At 73.8% G+C, this 15,204-nt stretch carries 16 protein-coding genes and 1 tRNA gene; 8 read left to right on the forward strand and 9 right to left on the reverse strand.

Translation table 11 applies throughout. The features are described 5' to 3' along the window. The first annotated feature begins 12 nt into the window (after positions 1–12). Positions 13–576: a 5-formyltetrahydrofolate cyclo-ligase gene (locus E0W78_RS10135; RefSeq protein WP_131403835.1), complete on the forward strand. Its 564-nt coding sequence runs from the start codon at positions 13–15 to the stop codon at positions 574–576. Between the two features lie 149 nt (positions 577–725). Here the strand turns inward: E0W78_RS10135 and E0W78_RS10140 are convergent, their stop codons facing one another. Together E0W78_RS10140 and E0W78_RS10145 are read right to left on the reverse strand one after the other, a co-directional pair. Further along, positions 726–1,769, reverse strand: coding sequence for a hemolysin family protein (locus E0W78_RS10140; protein WP_131403836.1), 1,044 nt, complete (start codon positions 1,767–1,769; stop codon positions 726–728). Next, complete coding sequence (locus tag E0W78_RS10145) at positions 1,766–3,124, reverse strand: hemolysin family protein (protein WP_131403837.1); 1,359 nt, start codon at positions 3,122–3,124, stop codon at positions 1,766–1,768. Before E0W78_RS10145 ends, E0W78_RS10140 begins: the two co-directional genes overlap by 4 nt. Positions 3,125–3,210: 86 nt before the next feature. On the opposite strand from E0W78_RS10145, the gene E0W78_RS10150 reads away from it, so the two are divergent. The 3 genes from E0W78_RS10150 to mscL are packed head-to-tail and all read left to right on the forward strand — an operon-like array spanning position 3,211 to position 4,645. Then, the gene (locus tag E0W78_RS10150; RefSeq protein WP_131403838.1) at positions 3,211–3,516 is read left to right on the forward strand and encodes an FmdB family zinc ribbon protein; all 306 of its coding nucleotides are present in this window, start codon (positions 3,211–3,213) and stop codon (positions 3,514–3,516) included. 53 nt (positions 3,517–3,569) lie between these two features. Beyond that, positions 3,570–4,151: an SAF domain-containing protein gene (locus E0W78_RS10155; RefSeq protein ID WP_131403839.1), complete on the forward strand. Its 582-nt coding sequence runs from the start codon at positions 3,570–3,572 to the stop codon at positions 4,149–4,151. A gap of 47 nt (positions 4,152–4,198) precedes the next feature. Continuing rightward, positions 4,199–4,645, forward strand: coding sequence for a large conductance mechanosensitive channel protein MscL (gene mscL, locus E0W78_RS10160; RefSeq protein WP_131403840.1), 447 nt, complete (start codon positions 4,199–4,201; stop codon positions 4,643–4,645). A gap of 1 nt (position 4,646) precedes the next feature. Here mscL and E0W78_RS10165 read toward each other — a convergent pair whose 3' ends face one another. The 5 genes from E0W78_RS10165 to E0W78_RS10185 all read right to left on the reverse strand — a co-directional run bounded on the left by E0W78_RS10165 (position 4,647) and on the right by E0W78_RS10185 (position 9,875). Further along, positions 4,647–4,826 (reverse strand): hypothetical protein, encoded by a 180-nt coding sequence (locus E0W78_RS10165; protein ID WP_131403841.1) that lies wholly within the window; start codon positions 4,824–4,826, stop codon positions 4,647–4,649. After that, positions 4,807–5,709, reverse strand: a complete 903-nt coding sequence (locus E0W78_RS10170; protein WP_131403842.1) for an NAD(P)-dependent oxidoreductase — start codon at positions 5,707–5,709, stop codon at positions 4,807–4,809. The genes E0W78_RS10165 and E0W78_RS10170 overlap by 20 nt, the downstream gene beginning before the upstream one ends. 111 nt (positions 5,710–5,820) lie before the next feature. Next, positions 5,821–6,636: an HAD-IIA family hydrolase gene (locus E0W78_RS10175; RefSeq protein WP_131403843.1), complete on the reverse strand. Its 816-nt coding sequence runs from the start codon at positions 6,634–6,636 to the stop codon at positions 5,821–5,823. Between the two features lie 4 nt (positions 6,637–6,640). Then, positions 6,641–7,540: a PHB depolymerase family esterase gene (locus E0W78_RS10180; protein ID WP_131403844.1), complete on the reverse strand. Its 900-nt coding sequence runs from the start codon at positions 7,538–7,540 to the stop codon at positions 6,641–6,643. 16 nt (positions 7,541–7,556) lie between these two features. Then, positions 7,557–9,875, reverse strand: coding sequence for a TIM-barrel domain-containing protein (locus tag E0W78_RS10185; protein ID WP_131403845.1), 2,319 nt, complete (start codon positions 9,873–9,875; stop codon positions 7,557–7,559). Positions 9,876–9,991: 116 nt separating this feature from the next. Here E0W78_RS10185 and E0W78_RS10190 point away from each other — a divergent pair, with 116 nt between their 5' ends. Both E0W78_RS10190 and E0W78_RS10195 read left to right on the forward strand, forming a co-directional pair. Beyond that, a complete protein-coding gene (locus tag E0W78_RS10190; RefSeq protein WP_131403846.1) occupies positions 9,992–10,738 on the forward strand; it encodes a polyprenol monophosphomannose synthase in 747 nt (248 codons plus the stop codon). A 53-nt stretch (positions 10,739–10,791) separates the two neighbouring features. After that, positions 10,792–10,867 (forward strand) — tRNA-Arg (locus E0W78_RS10195). A 25-nt stretch (positions 10,868–10,892) separates the two neighbouring features. Here E0W78_RS10195 and E0W78_RS10200 read toward each other — a convergent pair. Both E0W78_RS10200 and E0W78_RS10205 read right to left on the reverse strand, forming a co-directional pair. Next, positions 10,893–11,870 (reverse strand): aldo/keto reductase, encoded by a 978-nt coding sequence (locus E0W78_RS10200; RefSeq protein ID WP_347559438.1) that lies wholly within the window; start codon positions 11,868–11,870, stop codon positions 10,893–10,895. A gap of 12 nt (positions 11,871–11,882) precedes the next feature. Then, positions 11,883–12,836 (reverse strand): LysR family transcriptional regulator, encoded by a 954-nt coding sequence (locus E0W78_RS10205; protein ID WP_242686307.1) that lies wholly within the window; start codon positions 12,834–12,836, stop codon positions 11,883–11,885. 119 nt (positions 12,837–12,955) lie between these two features. Between E0W78_RS10205 and E0W78_RS10210 the strand changes: the two genes are divergently transcribed. Both E0W78_RS10210 and E0W78_RS10215 read left to right on the forward strand, forming a co-directional pair. Further along, complete coding sequence (locus E0W78_RS10210) at positions 12,956–13,651, forward strand: aspartate/glutamate racemase family protein (protein WP_131403847.1); 696 nt, start codon at positions 12,956–12,958, stop codon at positions 13,649–13,651. A 102-nt stretch (positions 13,652–13,753) separates the two neighbouring features. After that, positions 13,754–15,121: an Ig-like domain-containing protein gene (locus tag E0W78_RS10215; protein WP_131403848.1), complete on the forward strand. Its 1,368-nt coding sequence runs from the start codon at positions 13,754–13,756 to the stop codon at positions 15,119–15,121. The last annotated feature ends 83 nt before the right edge of the window (positions 15,122–15,204 follow it).

A 15,204-nucleotide genomic window follows, 5' to 3' on the forward strand; every position in this document is an offset into this window, starting at 1 on the left:
AGCGTCGATCCCGTGGACAAGCAGGACGTAAGGGCCCAAACGCTTTCGCACCGGGCCGCCCGGAGCACGGCGGACCGGGCGGAGGCCGCCGAGGCGATCGCCGCGCACCTGCTGGCCGAGCCGGTCGTGGCGCGGGCGACGCAGGTCGCCGCCTACCTGTCGCTGCCGACCGAGCCGGGCACCGGGCCCCTGCTCGACGGGCTCGCCGCCCGCGGCACCGAGGTGCTGCTGCCGCAGAGCCGGCCCGACCGCTCGCTCGACTGGGTCGTCCACGTGCCCGGCGCCCCGTTGCTGCCCTCGGCGTTCGGCGTCCCCCAGCCGTCCGGGGAGCCGGTGGGGCCGGACGCGCTGGCGACCTGCGACGTCGTGCTGGTGCCGGCGCTGGCCGCCGACGTGCACGGACGCCGCCTGGGCCGCGGCGCCGGCTACTACGACCGGGCGCTGGCCGGGCTCGACGTGCCGCTGTGCGCGGTCGTGTTCACCGACGAGCTGCTCGACGAGGTGCCGGCCGAGCCGCACGACGTCCCCGTGCAGCTGGTCGCGACGCCCGACGGCGTCCACCGCGTCCTCTCCTGACGGGCCCACCCGAGCCGCGTCCCTCACCCGAGCCCCGCTCCGCCGCGATGTGTGTCGGAACGGACGGGGTCGGGCGCCCTGGGCGGTCCGTTTCGTCACACTTCGCGGCAGCGCGGGGGCGAGGTGAGGGTGCGGTCGCGGGGTGCGGGTCAGCGGCGCTCGCGGGCGGAGTCGCGGATCTCGCCGACCAGCTCCTCCAGGACGTCCTCGAGCATCACGACGCCCATGACGACGCCCTCGGGCGAGGCCACGCGGGCCATGTGCGCGCCGCGCGACTGCATCGTGCGCAGCGACTCGTACAGTCCCGAGCCGGCCGCCACGGTGGCCAGCGGACGCACCCACTTCTCGGGCACCGGCAGGTCGCGCGACGCCTCCCCCGCGTCCAGGACGTCCTTGATGTGCAGGTAGCCGACCAGGTCGCCACCGGCGTCGGCCACGGGGAACCGGGAGAAGCCGGTGCGGCCGCACGCGTCCTCGACGTCCGCCGGGGTCGCGGTGGGCGGGATCGTCACGAGCGTGTCGCTGGGCAGCAGCACCTGCTCCACGCGCCCCGCGGTGAAGTCGAGCGCGCCGGACACGAGGCCGTACTCGTCCTCGTCGAGCAGGCCCTCGCGGCGCGACTCCTCGACCAGGCCGGCGACCTCGTCGTGGCTGTAGGTGGACGCCACCTCGTCGCGCGGCTCGATGCCGACGAGCCGCAGGAACGCGTTGGCCAGGCCGTTGAGCGCCCACACGAAGGGGCGCAGCACGGCGACGAAGAACAGCATGACCGGGCCGAGCACGAGCGAGGCCCGCTCCGGGCCGACCAGCGCGAGGTTCTTGGGCACCATCTCGCCGTAGACGACGTGCAGGAAGACCACGAGCGACAGGGCGATGGTGAACGCGATCGGGTGCACCAGGCCGTGCGGGACGCCGAGCGCCTCGAACCCGGGCTCGATGAGGTGCGCGATGGCCGGCTCGCTCACGGCGCCCAGGCCGATCGAGCAGATCGTGATGCCGAGCTGGGCCGCTGCCATCGCGGACGTGACGTTCTCGACCGCCTTGAGCGCGAGCGCGGCCGGACGCGACCCGGCCGCGGCGCGCGGCTCGAGCTGGTCGCGACGGGCCGAGATGAGGGCGAACTCCGCGGCCACGAAGACCGCGTTGAGCACGAGCAGGACGAAGGTCAGCGACAGGCTGAAGACGGGGCTCATCGGTCCTCCCCCTCCTCGTCGTCCAGCGTTCGGGTGGTCAGCGAGACCCGGTCGATGCGGCGGCCCTCCATGCGGTCGACGGTGAGCGTGACCATGACCCGCCGGGTCACCCCGTCGGCGACACCGTCGAGCTCGACCTCGAGCACGTCGTCGCGCTCGGCCAGGCGGCCCAGCTGCTGGGTGACGTAGCCGGCGATGGTCTCGTACTCGTCGCTCTCGGGCACCGAGACGCCGGTCTGCTCGCGTACCTCGTCGGGGCGCAGCATGCCCGACAGCGTCCAGGCGCCGTCGCGGCGGTGCCGGCTCCGGGCGACCATCCGGTCGTGCTCGTCGGCGATGTCGCCGACGATCTCCTCGACCAGGTCCTCGAGCGTCACGACGCCGTCGTTGCCGCCGTACTCGTCGACGACGACGGCCATCTGCATGCCCGACTCGCGCAGGACGCTGAGCAGCGGGTCGAGCTCGATCGAGTCCGGCACCCGGGTGGCCGGCTCGGCGATCTCGGCCAGGCGCACGGTGCGCCGGCGGTCGGCGTCGATGCGGAAGGCGTCCTTGACGTGGACGACACCCAGGACGTCGTCGGGCGTGCGGCCGATGACCGGGAAGCGCGAGTGCCCGGTCTGGCGCGCGGCCTCGACCAGGTCGGCGGCGCTGTCGCGGTCCTCGAGGAAGTGGACGCGGACGCGCGGGGTGCGCACGTCGGCGGCGGTGCGGTCGCCGAAGGCGATGCTGCGGGCCACGAGCTGGGCCGTCGGGCTCTCGAGCGAGCCGTCGGCGGCCGACCGCAGCACGAGCGAGCGCAGCTCCAGCGGCGAGCGGGCCGAGCGCAGCTCCTCCTGCGGCTCGACGCCCATGCGGCGCAGGGTGGCGTTGGCGACGCCGTTGAGACCGCGGATCGGCCAGGCCATCGCCTTGGTGAACGCGCGCTGGGCCGCCTGGGTCGCGGACGCGGTGCGCATCGGCACGGCGAGCGCGAGGTTCTTGGGGATGAGCTCGCCCAGCAGCATCGTCACGAAGGTGCTGAGCGCCAGGGCGATCGCGTAGGACGCGGCGCTGAGCGCCCCGTCCTCGAGCCCGGCGTCGCCCAACGGACCGCGCACGAGCTGGCCGATGGCCGGCTCGGCCAGGTAGCCGATCGCCAGGTTGGTGATGGTGATGCCGAGCTGGGCGCCGCTGAGCTGGGTCGAGAGCGTCCGCAGGGCGGCGAGGGTGCCCGCGGCGCCGCGGTCGCCGGACTCGGCCGCCCGCTCGACGCTGGCGCGGTCGACGGTGACGAACGAGAACTCGGCGGCGACGAACACTCCGCAGGCGAGGACGAGCAGGAAGGCGAGGGCGAGCAGTAGCCACTCGGTCACGAGCGCAGGTCTCCTGGGGGTCGGGGCCGTGTGCCGCCAGAGTATCCTGGGCGCCGCAACCCCCGCCCGTTCCCCAGGAGACGTCCGTGCCCACGTACCAGTACCAGTGCACCGAGTGCGGCGAGGCCCTCGAGGTCCAGCAGAGCTTCAGCGACCCGTCCCTCACCGAGTGCCCGCGGTGCCAGGGCCGGCTGCGCAAGGTCTTCAACGCCGTCGGCGTGGTCTTCAAGGGCTCGGGCTTCTACAAGACCGACAGCCGTTCGTCGTCCTCGTCGTCGGACACGGGCTCGTCCACGAGCGCGTCGTCCGGCACCGGCTCGTCCAGCACCTTGTCGGACTCCGGGTCCGGCTCGAGCTCGAGCACGTCGTCCTCGGGCGGCTCCGCGGCCTGAGGCCTGTGGACGCGGGCGGACGCCGGAGGGTGCGCCGCTCGTAGCGTCGCGGCATGCGCCGCGTCTCACGTCTCGTCCTGCGTCACCGCCGGGTCCTCTCGGCCGTCTGCGTCGCCCTGGCCGTCTGGCTGGCGCTCACCGAGCTGGGCGCCGATCCGCCGGGCGACCGCGTGGTCGTGGCCGCGGACGACCTGCCCAGCGGCCACGTGCTGGCCCGCTCGGACCTGCGCACGTCCGTCGTCAGCCGCAGCCCGAGCCGGGCGCTCGACGCCGACGACCTCGTCGGCCGCACCGTCGCCGCCCCCATGCGGGCGGGCGAGCCGTTCACCGACGTCCGCCTGGCCGGTCCCGACCTGCTCGCGGCGCTCGGTGAGGGCACCGTGCTGGCCACCGTGCGCGTGGCCGACCCCGAGTCGCTGGCGGCGCTGGGCGTCGGCGACGACGCGGTCGTCGTGGCCAGCGACCCGCACGGCGAGGCCGGCTCGCGGGTGGTGACCCGCGAGGCCCGCGTCGTCTCGCTGCCGCCGCCGCGCGACGGGGCCGTCGTCGTCGGGCTCGGCGTCGACGAGGCGACCGCCCTGTCGATCAGCGCGGCGTCGTTGCGCGGCCCGCTGTCGCTGCTCGCCGTCGGGTGAGCGCCGCGCTAGCGTGAGCCGACCGTCCGACTCACGAGGGGGCACCCATGCTCAAGGGCTTCAAGGACTTCCTGTTCCGCGGCAACCTGGTCGACCTGGCCGTCGCGGTGGCCATCGGCACCGCGTTCACCGCGCTGGTGGCGGCGTTCACCGCGACCATCGTCAACCCGATCCTGGCCACGGTCGGCGGCAAGAAGGGCCCGGGCTGGTCGTACACGATCTTCGACGACAACCCCGACACGACGCTGCGCTTCGGCGACCTCATCGGCGCCATCATCACCTTCGCGATCACCGCGGCGGTGATCTACTTCGTGCTCGTCGTGCCCATGAAGAAGATCAACGAGCTGCGCGACCGGGGCAAGAAGGAGGAGGCGCCCGTCGAGGTGACTCCCGAGGACGTCGCGCTGCTGCGCGAGATCCGCGACCTGCTCGCCGGCCAGAACCCCGGCGGCGCCACCGGCTCGACCGGCAGCCACGCCGGCCCTCCGGCCTGACCTAGCCGCCGTGGTGGGGCGGGACGTCGCGGCGCAGCTCGTCGTCGCGCGAGCCCGTGCTGCGCTCGCCCCATCCCTCGGCCGTCTCGTCGCGCGTGGTCGACGGCTCCAGGTCGCCGAGCAGGGCGGCCGCGCGACGCAGCCGCTCGCGCCGCTCCTGCTCAGACGCGGACGAGGTCATCGAACCACTCGGGGACGGCCTTGGGGTGGCGCGGCTGCCAGCCGGTCGCAGCCTGGAACCGCTGCGAGCTGACCCGCTGCGAGCGCGAGAGCCACTCGATCTTGTGACCGACGCTGCGCTGCACGAGCCGGTGGTGCAGCACGCCCTCACGGCGTCCGACCGCGTGGGCGTAGGTGTCGGCCAGCTCGCCGCGGCGCAGCGGCTCGGCGCCGACGTTGTAGGTGCCCGCCGGCGCACCGAGCGCCGCGGCGGCGGCCGTGCCGACGTCCTCGGGGTGGACGACGTGGCACCAGGCCTCGCGCGCGCCGACGCCGACCGGCTTGCCCGAGCGGGCGCGCTTGAGCAGCCAGGCGCTGTGCGGGTCGGGGCCGACGATGAGCCCGAAGCGCAGCACGACGCCGTCGAGCCCGGCCAGGGTCGCGTTGCGCACGTGGGTCTCGGAGACGACGACCGGCTCGGAGAAGCGCGAGACCGCCGTCGGGCTGTCCTCGTCGACGATCTCCTCGCCGTGGTCGGCGTAGATGAAGCTGACGCTCTGCTGCACGAAGCGGCCGACCGACGCGCGGCACGCGGCCTGGGCGGCGATGCGGGTGCCGGCGACGCGCAGCCGGTCGTGGCTGCGGAACTGGGCGTAGCTGACCGAGGTGGCGCCGACCGGCACCTTGGTGGCGAAGTTGACGACCGCGTCGCAGCCGAGCATGCCGGCGGCCAGGGCGGTCTCGTCGTAGAGGTCGCCGAACCAGGGCTCGACGCCGAGCTCGGCCACGACCCGGGCGGCCTCGGCCGTGCGGACCAGGCCCACGACGTCGTGGCCGGCCTCCAGGAGCGCGGTGGCGGCCGATCGGCCCATGACCCCGTTCGCTCCGGTGAGGAACACCTTCACGCGATCTCCGTCCCCGCGGGACGTCGACGTCCCGACAGACCCGGCGATCCTAGCAACGGGCCCACCGCTCCCCCAAAGTCCCGGCGACCGGCCAGGGGTCCGGGGCCGCCGTCAGTCCGGCTGCAGGACGTTCTCGGAGCCGAGCTCGTCCACGAGCGGGACGACGTCGGCGATCGAGCTGAACACCTTCGACGGACGGAACGGGAAGCGCTCGACCTCGTGCGCACCGGTCGAGCCGCTGAGCACCAGGATCGTGCGCAGGCCCGCCTCCAGGCCGGACAGCACGTCGGTGTCCATGCGGTCGCCGATCATCACCGTGGTCTCCGAGTGCGCCTCGATGCGGTTCAGCGCGCTGCGCATCATGAGCGGGTTCGGCTTGCCCACGAAGTACGGCTCGACGCCGGTCGCCTTGGTGATGAGCGCCGCGACCGAGCCGGTGGCCGGCAGCGGCCCCGTCGGCGAGGGACCGGTCGGGTCGGGGTTGGTCGCGATGAAGCGGGCGCCGCCGGCGACGAGCTGGATGGCCCGGGTGATCGCCTCGAACGAGTAGGTGCGGGTCTCGCCCAGCACCACGTACTCGGGGTCCTTGGACGTCATGACGTAGCCGACGTTGTAGAGCGCGGTGGTGAGCCCGGCCTCGCCGATGACGTACGCGGTGCCGTCGGGACGCTGCTCGGCCAGGAACTGCGCGGTGGCCAGGGCGGACGTCCAGATCGCCGACTCCGGCACGACGATGCCCGCGGCGCGCAGCCGGGCGGCGAGGTCGCGCGGGGTGAAGATCGAGTTGTTGGTCAGCACGAGGAAGCGACGGCCGCTGGCGGTGAGCCGGCCGATGAAGTCGGCGGCACCGGGGATCGCGCGCTCCTCGTGGACGAGCACGCCGTCCATGTCGGTGAGCCACGACTCGATCGGCCTGGGAGAGGTCATGGGGTCATCCTCTCGCGAGACGGTGCGCGGAGAGGAACTCCCACACCGTCCGCGTCGTGTCGAGCTCGTCGGACATCTTGCCCGACGGCCCGCCGGCCGCCGCCCGGTCGCCACCGGGCCACTGGTGACCTCCGTCGGCGACGACGTACGCTTCGAGCCGGGCGGCGCACCCGGTCCAGGTGCGGTGCTCGATCGCGCCGCGCCGCTCGACCTGCGGCTGACGGTCGCACTCGTTGCGCGCCCGCCACCGGTCGAGCATGAGGTCGACGGGTGCGGTGGGGCCGATGACCGACTTGATGTTGCCGTCGTAGGTGATGACCGGGTCGCGCCTGCCGTGCACGTAGAGCAGCGGCGCGGGCTCGGCGCGCGGGCAGCGGCCGAGGTCGAACGGGGCCGAGACGCCGGCGTAGGCGGCGAACGGGCTGTCGTCCTGGCAGGAGAGCGCCTGGGCCAGGGCCGAGCCGTTGGAGAACCCGGCCACGTAGGTGCGGTCCTCGTCGACGCAGGCCACGTCGTCGGCCACGTGCTCGACGAGCTCCTCCACGAACGTGACGTCGTCGTCCGAGCCGGTCGCCGGCGTCTCCCAGCGCTGCGGGTCGCCACCGCCCTCGGGCGCGACGACGACGAAGCCCTCCTCGTCGGCCGTCGCCAGCACCTGCGTCGTGGCGACGACGTCCTGGGCGTCGCTGTCGAAGCCGTGCAGCAGGTAGACCACCGGACGCGGACGGTCCTCGGCCGCGCCCTCGGGGACGTGCAGCAGGTACTCGCGCTCGACGCCGCCGACCGTGACGCTCTCGCGCGTGGTGCCCGGGTCGACGTCCTCGCATGGTCCGGCCGCGGCGTCCGTCGGCCCGCAGGCGCTCAGCAGGGCGGCGGTCAGCAGGACGGGGAAGGCGACACGCATGCCTAGGGACCCTAGGTCAGGGGCTCGCGAGAAGCATCTCGCCGACGGCCGACAGCAGTGCCGGCGGGAGACCGAGCGTGCCCAGGTGGGCCATGCGGACGCCGGCGTCCATGTCACGGGTGGCGACGGCGTGGACGCGCTGCTTGACGTCGAACGGGATCTGCGCGCGGTCGAGCAGCTCGAAGACCCGCTCGGCGATCCGTTCGTCCCGCGGCTGCGGGTCCGGGCCGACCGACACGGTCAGCGGCTCGCCGACCGCGCACGGGCCGACGTCGACGACCTGGCCGGTGCCGAGCAGCCGGACGCGCCACGTGCGCTCGGCCGGCAGGCAGTGGGTGGCGCCGGTGGCGGGGCCGATCGTCAGGGTGCCCGAGGCCTGGTCCCAGACCAGCTCGGTGCGCACGACGCCGGACTCGTCCATGCCGTCGCCGCGGCCGTCGTCCTCGACCAGGACGAACCGGCCGTCGGCCCCCACGACCACGCCGACCTCGAGCGAGCCCGGGTTGCCGGTGGCGCCGGCCGCCGACGGGTCGGCGTCCAGCGGGACGATCGCGCCGGTGCGGGCCAGCACGGGGATGCTCCACAGGTCGCGGTGCAGGTCGAGCCGGCGGTCGCCGTCGTAGACCTGGCCGGTCAGGACGTCGACCCAGGTGCCCGGCGGCAGCCAGGCGGTCACTGACCCGAGCATCGTCTGGGTGTCGCGCGGGCGGGTGATCGGCGCGACGAGCAGCTCGCTGCCGAACAGGTAGCTGTTGCGCAGGTCGTAGGCGTCGTCGACGTCCGGGTGCTCCCAGTACAGCGGCTGCACGAGCGGCTCGCCCTCGCGCGCGGCGCGGTGGTTCATCGTGTGCAGGTACGGCAGCAGGCGGTGGCGGTGCCGCAGCCAGGTGGCCATGACCTGGCGGGCCTCGACGTTGAAGCGCCACGGCTCCTTGCTGTTGAACGGGTTGTTGCTGGAGTGCAGCCGGTTGATCGGGCTCAGCACGCCTAGCTGCACCCAGCGCGTCGCGAGCTCGTCGTCACGGCGTCCGCCGTAGTGGCCACCGACGTCGTGGCTCCACCAGCCGAAGCCGATGTTGGACGCCGTGGACGTGAAGTAGGGCTGGAAGTCCAGCGAGTCCCAGCTGATGACCGAGTCGCCGGAGAACCCGACCGGGTAGCGGTGGCTGCCCGGCCCGGCGTAGCGCGAGAACGTCAGCGGACGACGTCCGCCGCGGGCGTTGTCGAGGAAGTGGAGGTGGTTGAGCATCCACAGCGGGTCCAGGCCGGCGACGCGCGAGTAGGGCCCGGACTGCCAGTCGATCCACCAGAAGTCGACGCCCTCGTCCTCGAGCGGGCGGTGCAGCAGGTCGAAGTAGGCCCGCACGAACTCGCGGTCGGTGACGTCGAAGGCGACGGGCGCCCCGGCCTCGGGGTCGTGGCCGAGGGCCTGGGCGACGGCGACGTAGGCGTCCTCGTACTGGCGGACGCCGTCGGCGGGGTGGACGTTGAGCGTCACGTGCAGGCCCCGCGCGTGCAGGTCGTCGAGGAATCCCTGCGGGTCGGGGAAGAGCTCGCGGTTCCAGCTGTAGCCCGTCCAGCCGCTGCCGTGCACGGGGTCGACGTCGACGTGGTGCCAGTCCATGTCGAGCACGGCGACCGACAGCGGCACCCGCTCGGCCTCGAACCGGTCCACCAGCGCGCGGTACTCGTCGGCGGAGTAGGCGTAGTACCGGCTCCACCAGTTGCCCAGCGCGAACTTGGGCAGCAGGGGCTGGCCGCCGGACACGGCGTACAGCGCCTTGACCGCCTCGCGGTGGTCCAGCCCGTACGCGAACACGTAGACGTCCTGCCGGCTGCCGTCGCGCGGCTCGACCCAGCCGTCGTCGGTGAGCACCGGTGTCGTGGAGTCGTCGATGACCGCGTAGCCCCAGCGCGACACGACGCCGGGCTCGAGGTCGATCTCGCCGTCGGCCTTGTCGAGGGTGCGCGCGGTGCCGCCGAGGTCCGGCACGTCCTCGCCGTAGCGCCAGACCGAGTGGTAGTTGCTGACCCCGCCGCGCACCTGCACGCTCAGCCCGCTCGTGCTGAACGGCCGCTTGTCGTAGGTGAGGTGGAGCCGCGCGGTGACGATCTCCAGCACGTCCCCGTCGCGGACGTCGAACGCGGGCACCGGTTGCTCACGGTGCAGCGCGAACGCGCTCGCGCGGTCCTCGAACCGGCCGTCGGCGGCGTGCTCGAGGCGCACCAGCCCGTCGGTGAGGACGGTGATGCGGAACGTGTCGCCCTGGACGACCGCCCCAGGGGCGGCGACCGGGCTCGTCGGGATGCGGTGGACGTCGTGCTCGGCAGTCACGGTTCCACGTTCTCACGCCGACGCCCGCCGTTCACCCGGACTGCGTCACGCGCCCGGCCGCCGTGTGGAAGCATGGGCGCGCCCCGCACGCCCAGCCTCCAGGAGCAGCACGCCGCATGGTCCGTCTCGCCGTCGTCGTGCCCACCTACCAGGAGCGCGCCAACATCGTCCCGCTCATGGGCCGGCTCGCCCAGGTCGCGCGCGAGCACCCCGAGGACGCGGTGCGGGTGCTGGTGGTCGACGACTCCTCCCCCGACGGCACCGCCGCGCTCGTGCGGTCGATGGCCGGGGAGCTGGCCAGCGGCGGGCTGACCGTCGAGGTGCTCGAGCGGGCCGAGAAGAACGGGCTCGGCCGCGCCTACGTCGAGGGCATGCAGCACGTGCTGCGACGCGCCGACGTCGACGCGGTGCTGCAGATGGACGCCGACCTCTCGCACGACCCGCGGTACGTCCACGACTTCCTCGAGCACGCCCGCGCCGGTGCCGAGCTCGTCGTCGCGTCCCGCTACGTGCCCGGCGGCGCGACGCCGGACTGGGGCTGGCACCGCAAGGCGCTGAGCCGGGGCGGCAACTGGTACGCCCGGCTGCTGCTCGGCCGGGCCCTGTCGGACTACACCGGCGGCTTCAACCTGTACGCCGCCGACCTGCTGCGGCGCATGGACCTGGAGAGCGTCGGGTCGGCCGGCTACGCGTTCCAGATCGAGATGAAGACCCGGGCGCTGCGCCTGACCGACAAGGTCGTGCAGCTGCCGATCGTCTTCCTCGACCGCACCGAGGGGACGTCCAAGATCCCGCGCTCGACCCTGCTGACGTCCCTGCGCCTGGTCACGACGCTCGGCCTGCGCCGCCTGCTCGGCCGCTGAGCGCTGACGACCTGCTCCGGCCCGACGCCCGTGTGGGAGCATGGAGCCGCCCCGCCTCCGTAGCTCAGGGGATAGAGCACCGCTCTCCTAAAGCGGGTGTCGCAGGTTCGAATCCTGCCGGGGGCACCACGTTCTCCACGACCCGCGCTGCCGGTCAGTACCCGGTCGGCAGGCGCGGCGAGTACGACGCCTCCAGCTCCGACACGTCCTCGTCGGAGAGGTCCAGCTCGAGCGCGGCCACGGCATCCGCCAGGTGGTGGTCCTGGGTGGCGCCCACGATGGGCGCGTCGACGACCGGGTTGCGCAGCACCCACGCCAGGGCGACCTGCGCCATCGGGACGTCGTGCCGGGCCGCGACCGCCTGGACCGCGGCGACGATGGCGGCGTCGGCGTCCTGGTAGAGCCGCTGGCCGAAGGCGTCGGACTCCACGCGATCGGTCCTGGTGTCCCACGGACGAGCGAGCCGGCCACGCGCCAGCGGGCTCCACGGGATGGAGCCCATCCCCTGGTCGGCCAGCAGCGGGAACATCTCCCGCTCCTCCTCGCGCATGAGCAGGCTGTACTGGTCCTGCATCGACACGAACCGGGTCCATCCACCGAGGTCGGCGGCGTGTTGCATCTTCGCGAGCTGCCACGCGGCCATCGACGAGGCGCCGAGGTACCGGACCTTCCCGGCCTTCACGACGTCGTGGAGCACCTCCATGGTCTCCTCGACCGGCGTCGCGGGATCGAAACGGTGGATCTGGTACAGGTCGACGTAGTCGGTGCCGAGCCGGGCCAGGGACGCGTCGAGCTGCTCGAGGACGGCCTTGCGCGAGAGCCCGGAGCCGCCCGGCCCGTCGTGCATCACCCCGTGCACCTTGGTCGCCAGGACGACGTCCTCGCGCCGGGAGAAGCGGCTGATGGCCCGGCCCACGTACTCCTCGGACGACCCGCCGCTGTAGACGTTCGCGGTGTCCCAGAACGTGATGCCGAGCTCGACCGCCTGGCGGAAGAACCCGGCCGCCCGGTCCTCGTCGAGCACCCACGGGTGACCGCCTCGGGAGGCGTCCCCGAAGCTCATGCACCCCAGCGCGATCCGGCTGACCGTCAGGCCCGTCGAGCCCAGCTTCGTGTAGTCCATGGTCGTCATCGTCCTCTCGTCTCAGCCGGCGCGCTGCTCGGCAGCCGTGCGCAGGGCCCGCAGCACGTGCCGCACGGCCGGGACCTGCGACGTGTTGCGCCGGGTCAGGGCCAGCACGCGCCGGGGCGGCAGGTCGGCCACCGGCACGTCGACGACGCCCGCGTGACGGCTCGCGCTGAGGGCGAGCGCCGGCAGGGTCGCGACGGCCATGCCGCTGGCGACCAGGGCCTGCACCACCACGTAGTCGTCGGTGCTGTGCCGCACGTCCGGCGCGAAGCCCGCCCGCGCCGCTGCCCCCACCAGGTGCCGGCGACAGGTCGGGCACCCGGCCACCCACGCCTCGTCGGCCAGGTCCAGCAGGGTGACGTCCTCGCGGGACGCCCGCGGGTCGGCCCGCGGCAGGACGAGACGCACCGGGTCGTCCATCAGCCAGGCCGCGTCGACGTCGCCGCGCACGACGTCCTCCCCCGCGTGCTCGAACACGACCGCGACGTCGCACTCCCCCGCCGCCAGCGCCGCGCGGGCCTCGGGCGGCTCGAGCTGGTCCAGCCGCACGTCGACGCCGGGGAAGCGCCGGGCCATCACCGTCACCGCGTCGGCGGCAAGGGTCGCGCTCGCCGACGGGAACGCCGCGAGCCGCACCGTCCCGGCCCGTGCCTGCGCGTGCGCCTGCGCCTCGCGCGCGGCGTCGGCCAGCGACGCGGCGACGGCCTCGGCGTGCCGCAGCAGCGCGCGTCCCGCCTCCGTGATCTCGATGCCACGGCCGCGGCGCACGGCGAGCGGGACGCCCAGCGTCCGCTCGAGCCGGCGGACGTGCTGGCTGACCGCCGGCTGCGTCCAGCCCAGGGCCTGCGCCGCCGCGGTGAGCGATCCCGCGCGGCCGACCTCGCCGAACACCAGCAGCGAGCGCGGGTCGATCGACCGGCCGTCCGGGCCGCCGGGCGCGCCGCGTCCGGCCTCGGCCTGCTCGTCCATCCGGCACCTCCACACCGAAGCTCCGCTTGGGAGTCGTCCAAGAACTCTGGCATTGTGCCGCCCTCTCGCCCGGTCCGACCATGGAACGACCACTCCACGGACGACGAAGGACGGACGAGATGCGCACGATCGGGATGCTCGGCGGGATGAGCTGGGAGTCGACGGCGGAGTACTACCGGCTGGCCAACGAGCTGGTGCGCGAACGGCTGGGCGGCGTCCACTCGGCCCGGATCGTGCTCGACTCGCTCGACTTCGCCGACGTCGAGGTGCTGCAGGCCGACGGACGCTGGGACGAGGCCGGCCGGCTGCTCGCCGACCGTGCCCGGGCGGTCGTCGCCGCCGGCGCCGACGTCGTCGTGCTGTGCACCAACACGATGCACCTCGTGATCGAGGACGTCGAGCGCGCGGCCGGCGTGCCCGTGCTGCACATCGCCGACGCGGCTGCCGCGCGGATCCGGTCCGCCGGCCTCGACCGCGTCGGGCTCCTCGGCACCGCGTTCACGATGGAGCAGGACTTCTACCGCGACCGCATGGCCGGGCACGGGCTGGAGGTGCTCGTGCCCGAGGCCGACGACCGTGCGCTCGTCCACCGCGTCATCTACGAGGAGCTGGTCCGTGGCGTGGTGAGCGAGTCCTCGCGCGCGGAGTACCGCGCGGTCATCGAGCGGCTCGCGGAGCGTGGCGCCCGGGGCGTCGTGCTCGGCTGCACCGAGATCGAGCTGCTCGTCGGCGACGCCGACAGCCCGGTGCCGGTCTTCCCGACCACGCGGATCCACGTCGAGGCCGCGGTCGACCTGGCGCTCGCCGACGGCTGAGTCCCCGTCACCCCCAGGTCGCGGGGATCCGCCGGGACTCGACCCGCTCCTACCGTCGTGCCGACCGGCAGGCCGCCGGCCCCGCCCACGACCGTCCGGAAGATGCTCATGTCCCTGTTGTCACCGCGCCGCACCCTCGCGGCCGTCACCCTCGCCGCCGCCGTGTGCGCAGGCACGTTCGCACCGGCCCAGGCCGAGGAGACACCTGCTTCCTCGTCGCCCCCGCCGGCCATCGTGTCCGCGGCGGACGACGTGCCCCTGCCTCCGCAGCTCGAGGGCTACGAGCTCGCTCCCGACGCCAGCGGCTACAGCTGGGGAACGCGGGAGCAGGACTTCATCGCGTCGTGCCTCGGCGTGCCCTCTCCCGTCGGCGGCCACGCCCGGGTCGGGCAGTTCTACAAGGACGGCAGGACGCCGAAGGTCGGCGACCTGTTCTACGCCCGGCTCGACGTCTCGTACACCGGTTCGTCGTGCATGCCGCACACCGAGATCGGCGTGACGGAGTGGGTGAACCCGGTCGGCACGGACCTGTACGCCGACGACGGCGACTGGCAGATCCTCGGCGCGATCTACTCCAGCACCCGGGACCCGCAGTGGTCGAACGGTCCGTGGTGGATCAGCAACCCCGGCCCGCACGGTGGCACCAAGATCCAGAACTACGACAAGGCCACGCAGAAGGTCGTGAACTGGGAGCTCCGCCAGGGCGAGGTCCTCACGCTGTTCGTCCCCGTCCGGGCGCTGCGTCCGCTCATCGGTGCCGGCTCGGCCCGCCCGTGGTGCACCTGGCGCACCCAGGGCGACGGCCCGTGCCCGCGCACCCAGGCCGGTGACCACCTGCAGGTCGGCGTCCAGACCACCCACCGGTTCGGCGACTGGTACGCCCCGTACGTCGGCCTGTTCGCCAGCGGCTCGGTCTCCCCGACGCTCTCGGCTCGCGCCGCCACCACGTTCTCGGCCGGACGCGCCGGTGCGGTCACCGCGACGGTGAACGCCCAGGGTGCGGCGGCCGCCGGCACCGTCACCGTGCGCCGTGGTGCGAGCGTCGTCGGGTCGGCCCGCCTGTCCGCCGCGGGACGCAACAGCGTCCGCGTGCCCGTGCGGGCCCTGCCGGCCGGCGCCCAGTCGCTCACGGTCAGCTACAGCGGGTCCAGCACGGTGAAGGGACGCTCCACCACCCTGCGCGTGAACGTCGCCAAGGCACGCGCCTCGGTCGCCGCCAAGGCCGGGCGGATCCGCAAGGGCAAGGGCACCGTCGGCGCGACCGTGCGCGCCCCGGGCCTGCGGCCCACCGGCACCGTGGTCGTCCGCGCCGGCCGCAAGGTCGTCGGACGCGCGAAGGTCGGCGGCTCCGGCCGCGTCTCCGTGCGGGTGAAGGGCGTGCCGCGCGGCACCCGCAGGCTGACCGTCGCCTACGGCGGCAGCAGCCAGGTCGTCGGCCGCACGGTGACGCTGAAGGTCCGCGCCTCCTAGCCGTCGCCCGACCCCACGCGAGCCGGTCCGGACCACCTCGGTCCGGCCGGCTCGTCGTGTCCGGCCCGTCACGCCCGGTTCCG

This window comes from Aeromicrobium sp. IC_218, assembly GCF_004336805.1.
Classification (GTDB): domain Bacteria; phylum Actinomycetota; class Actinomycetes; order Propionibacteriales; family Nocardioidaceae; genus Aeromicrobium.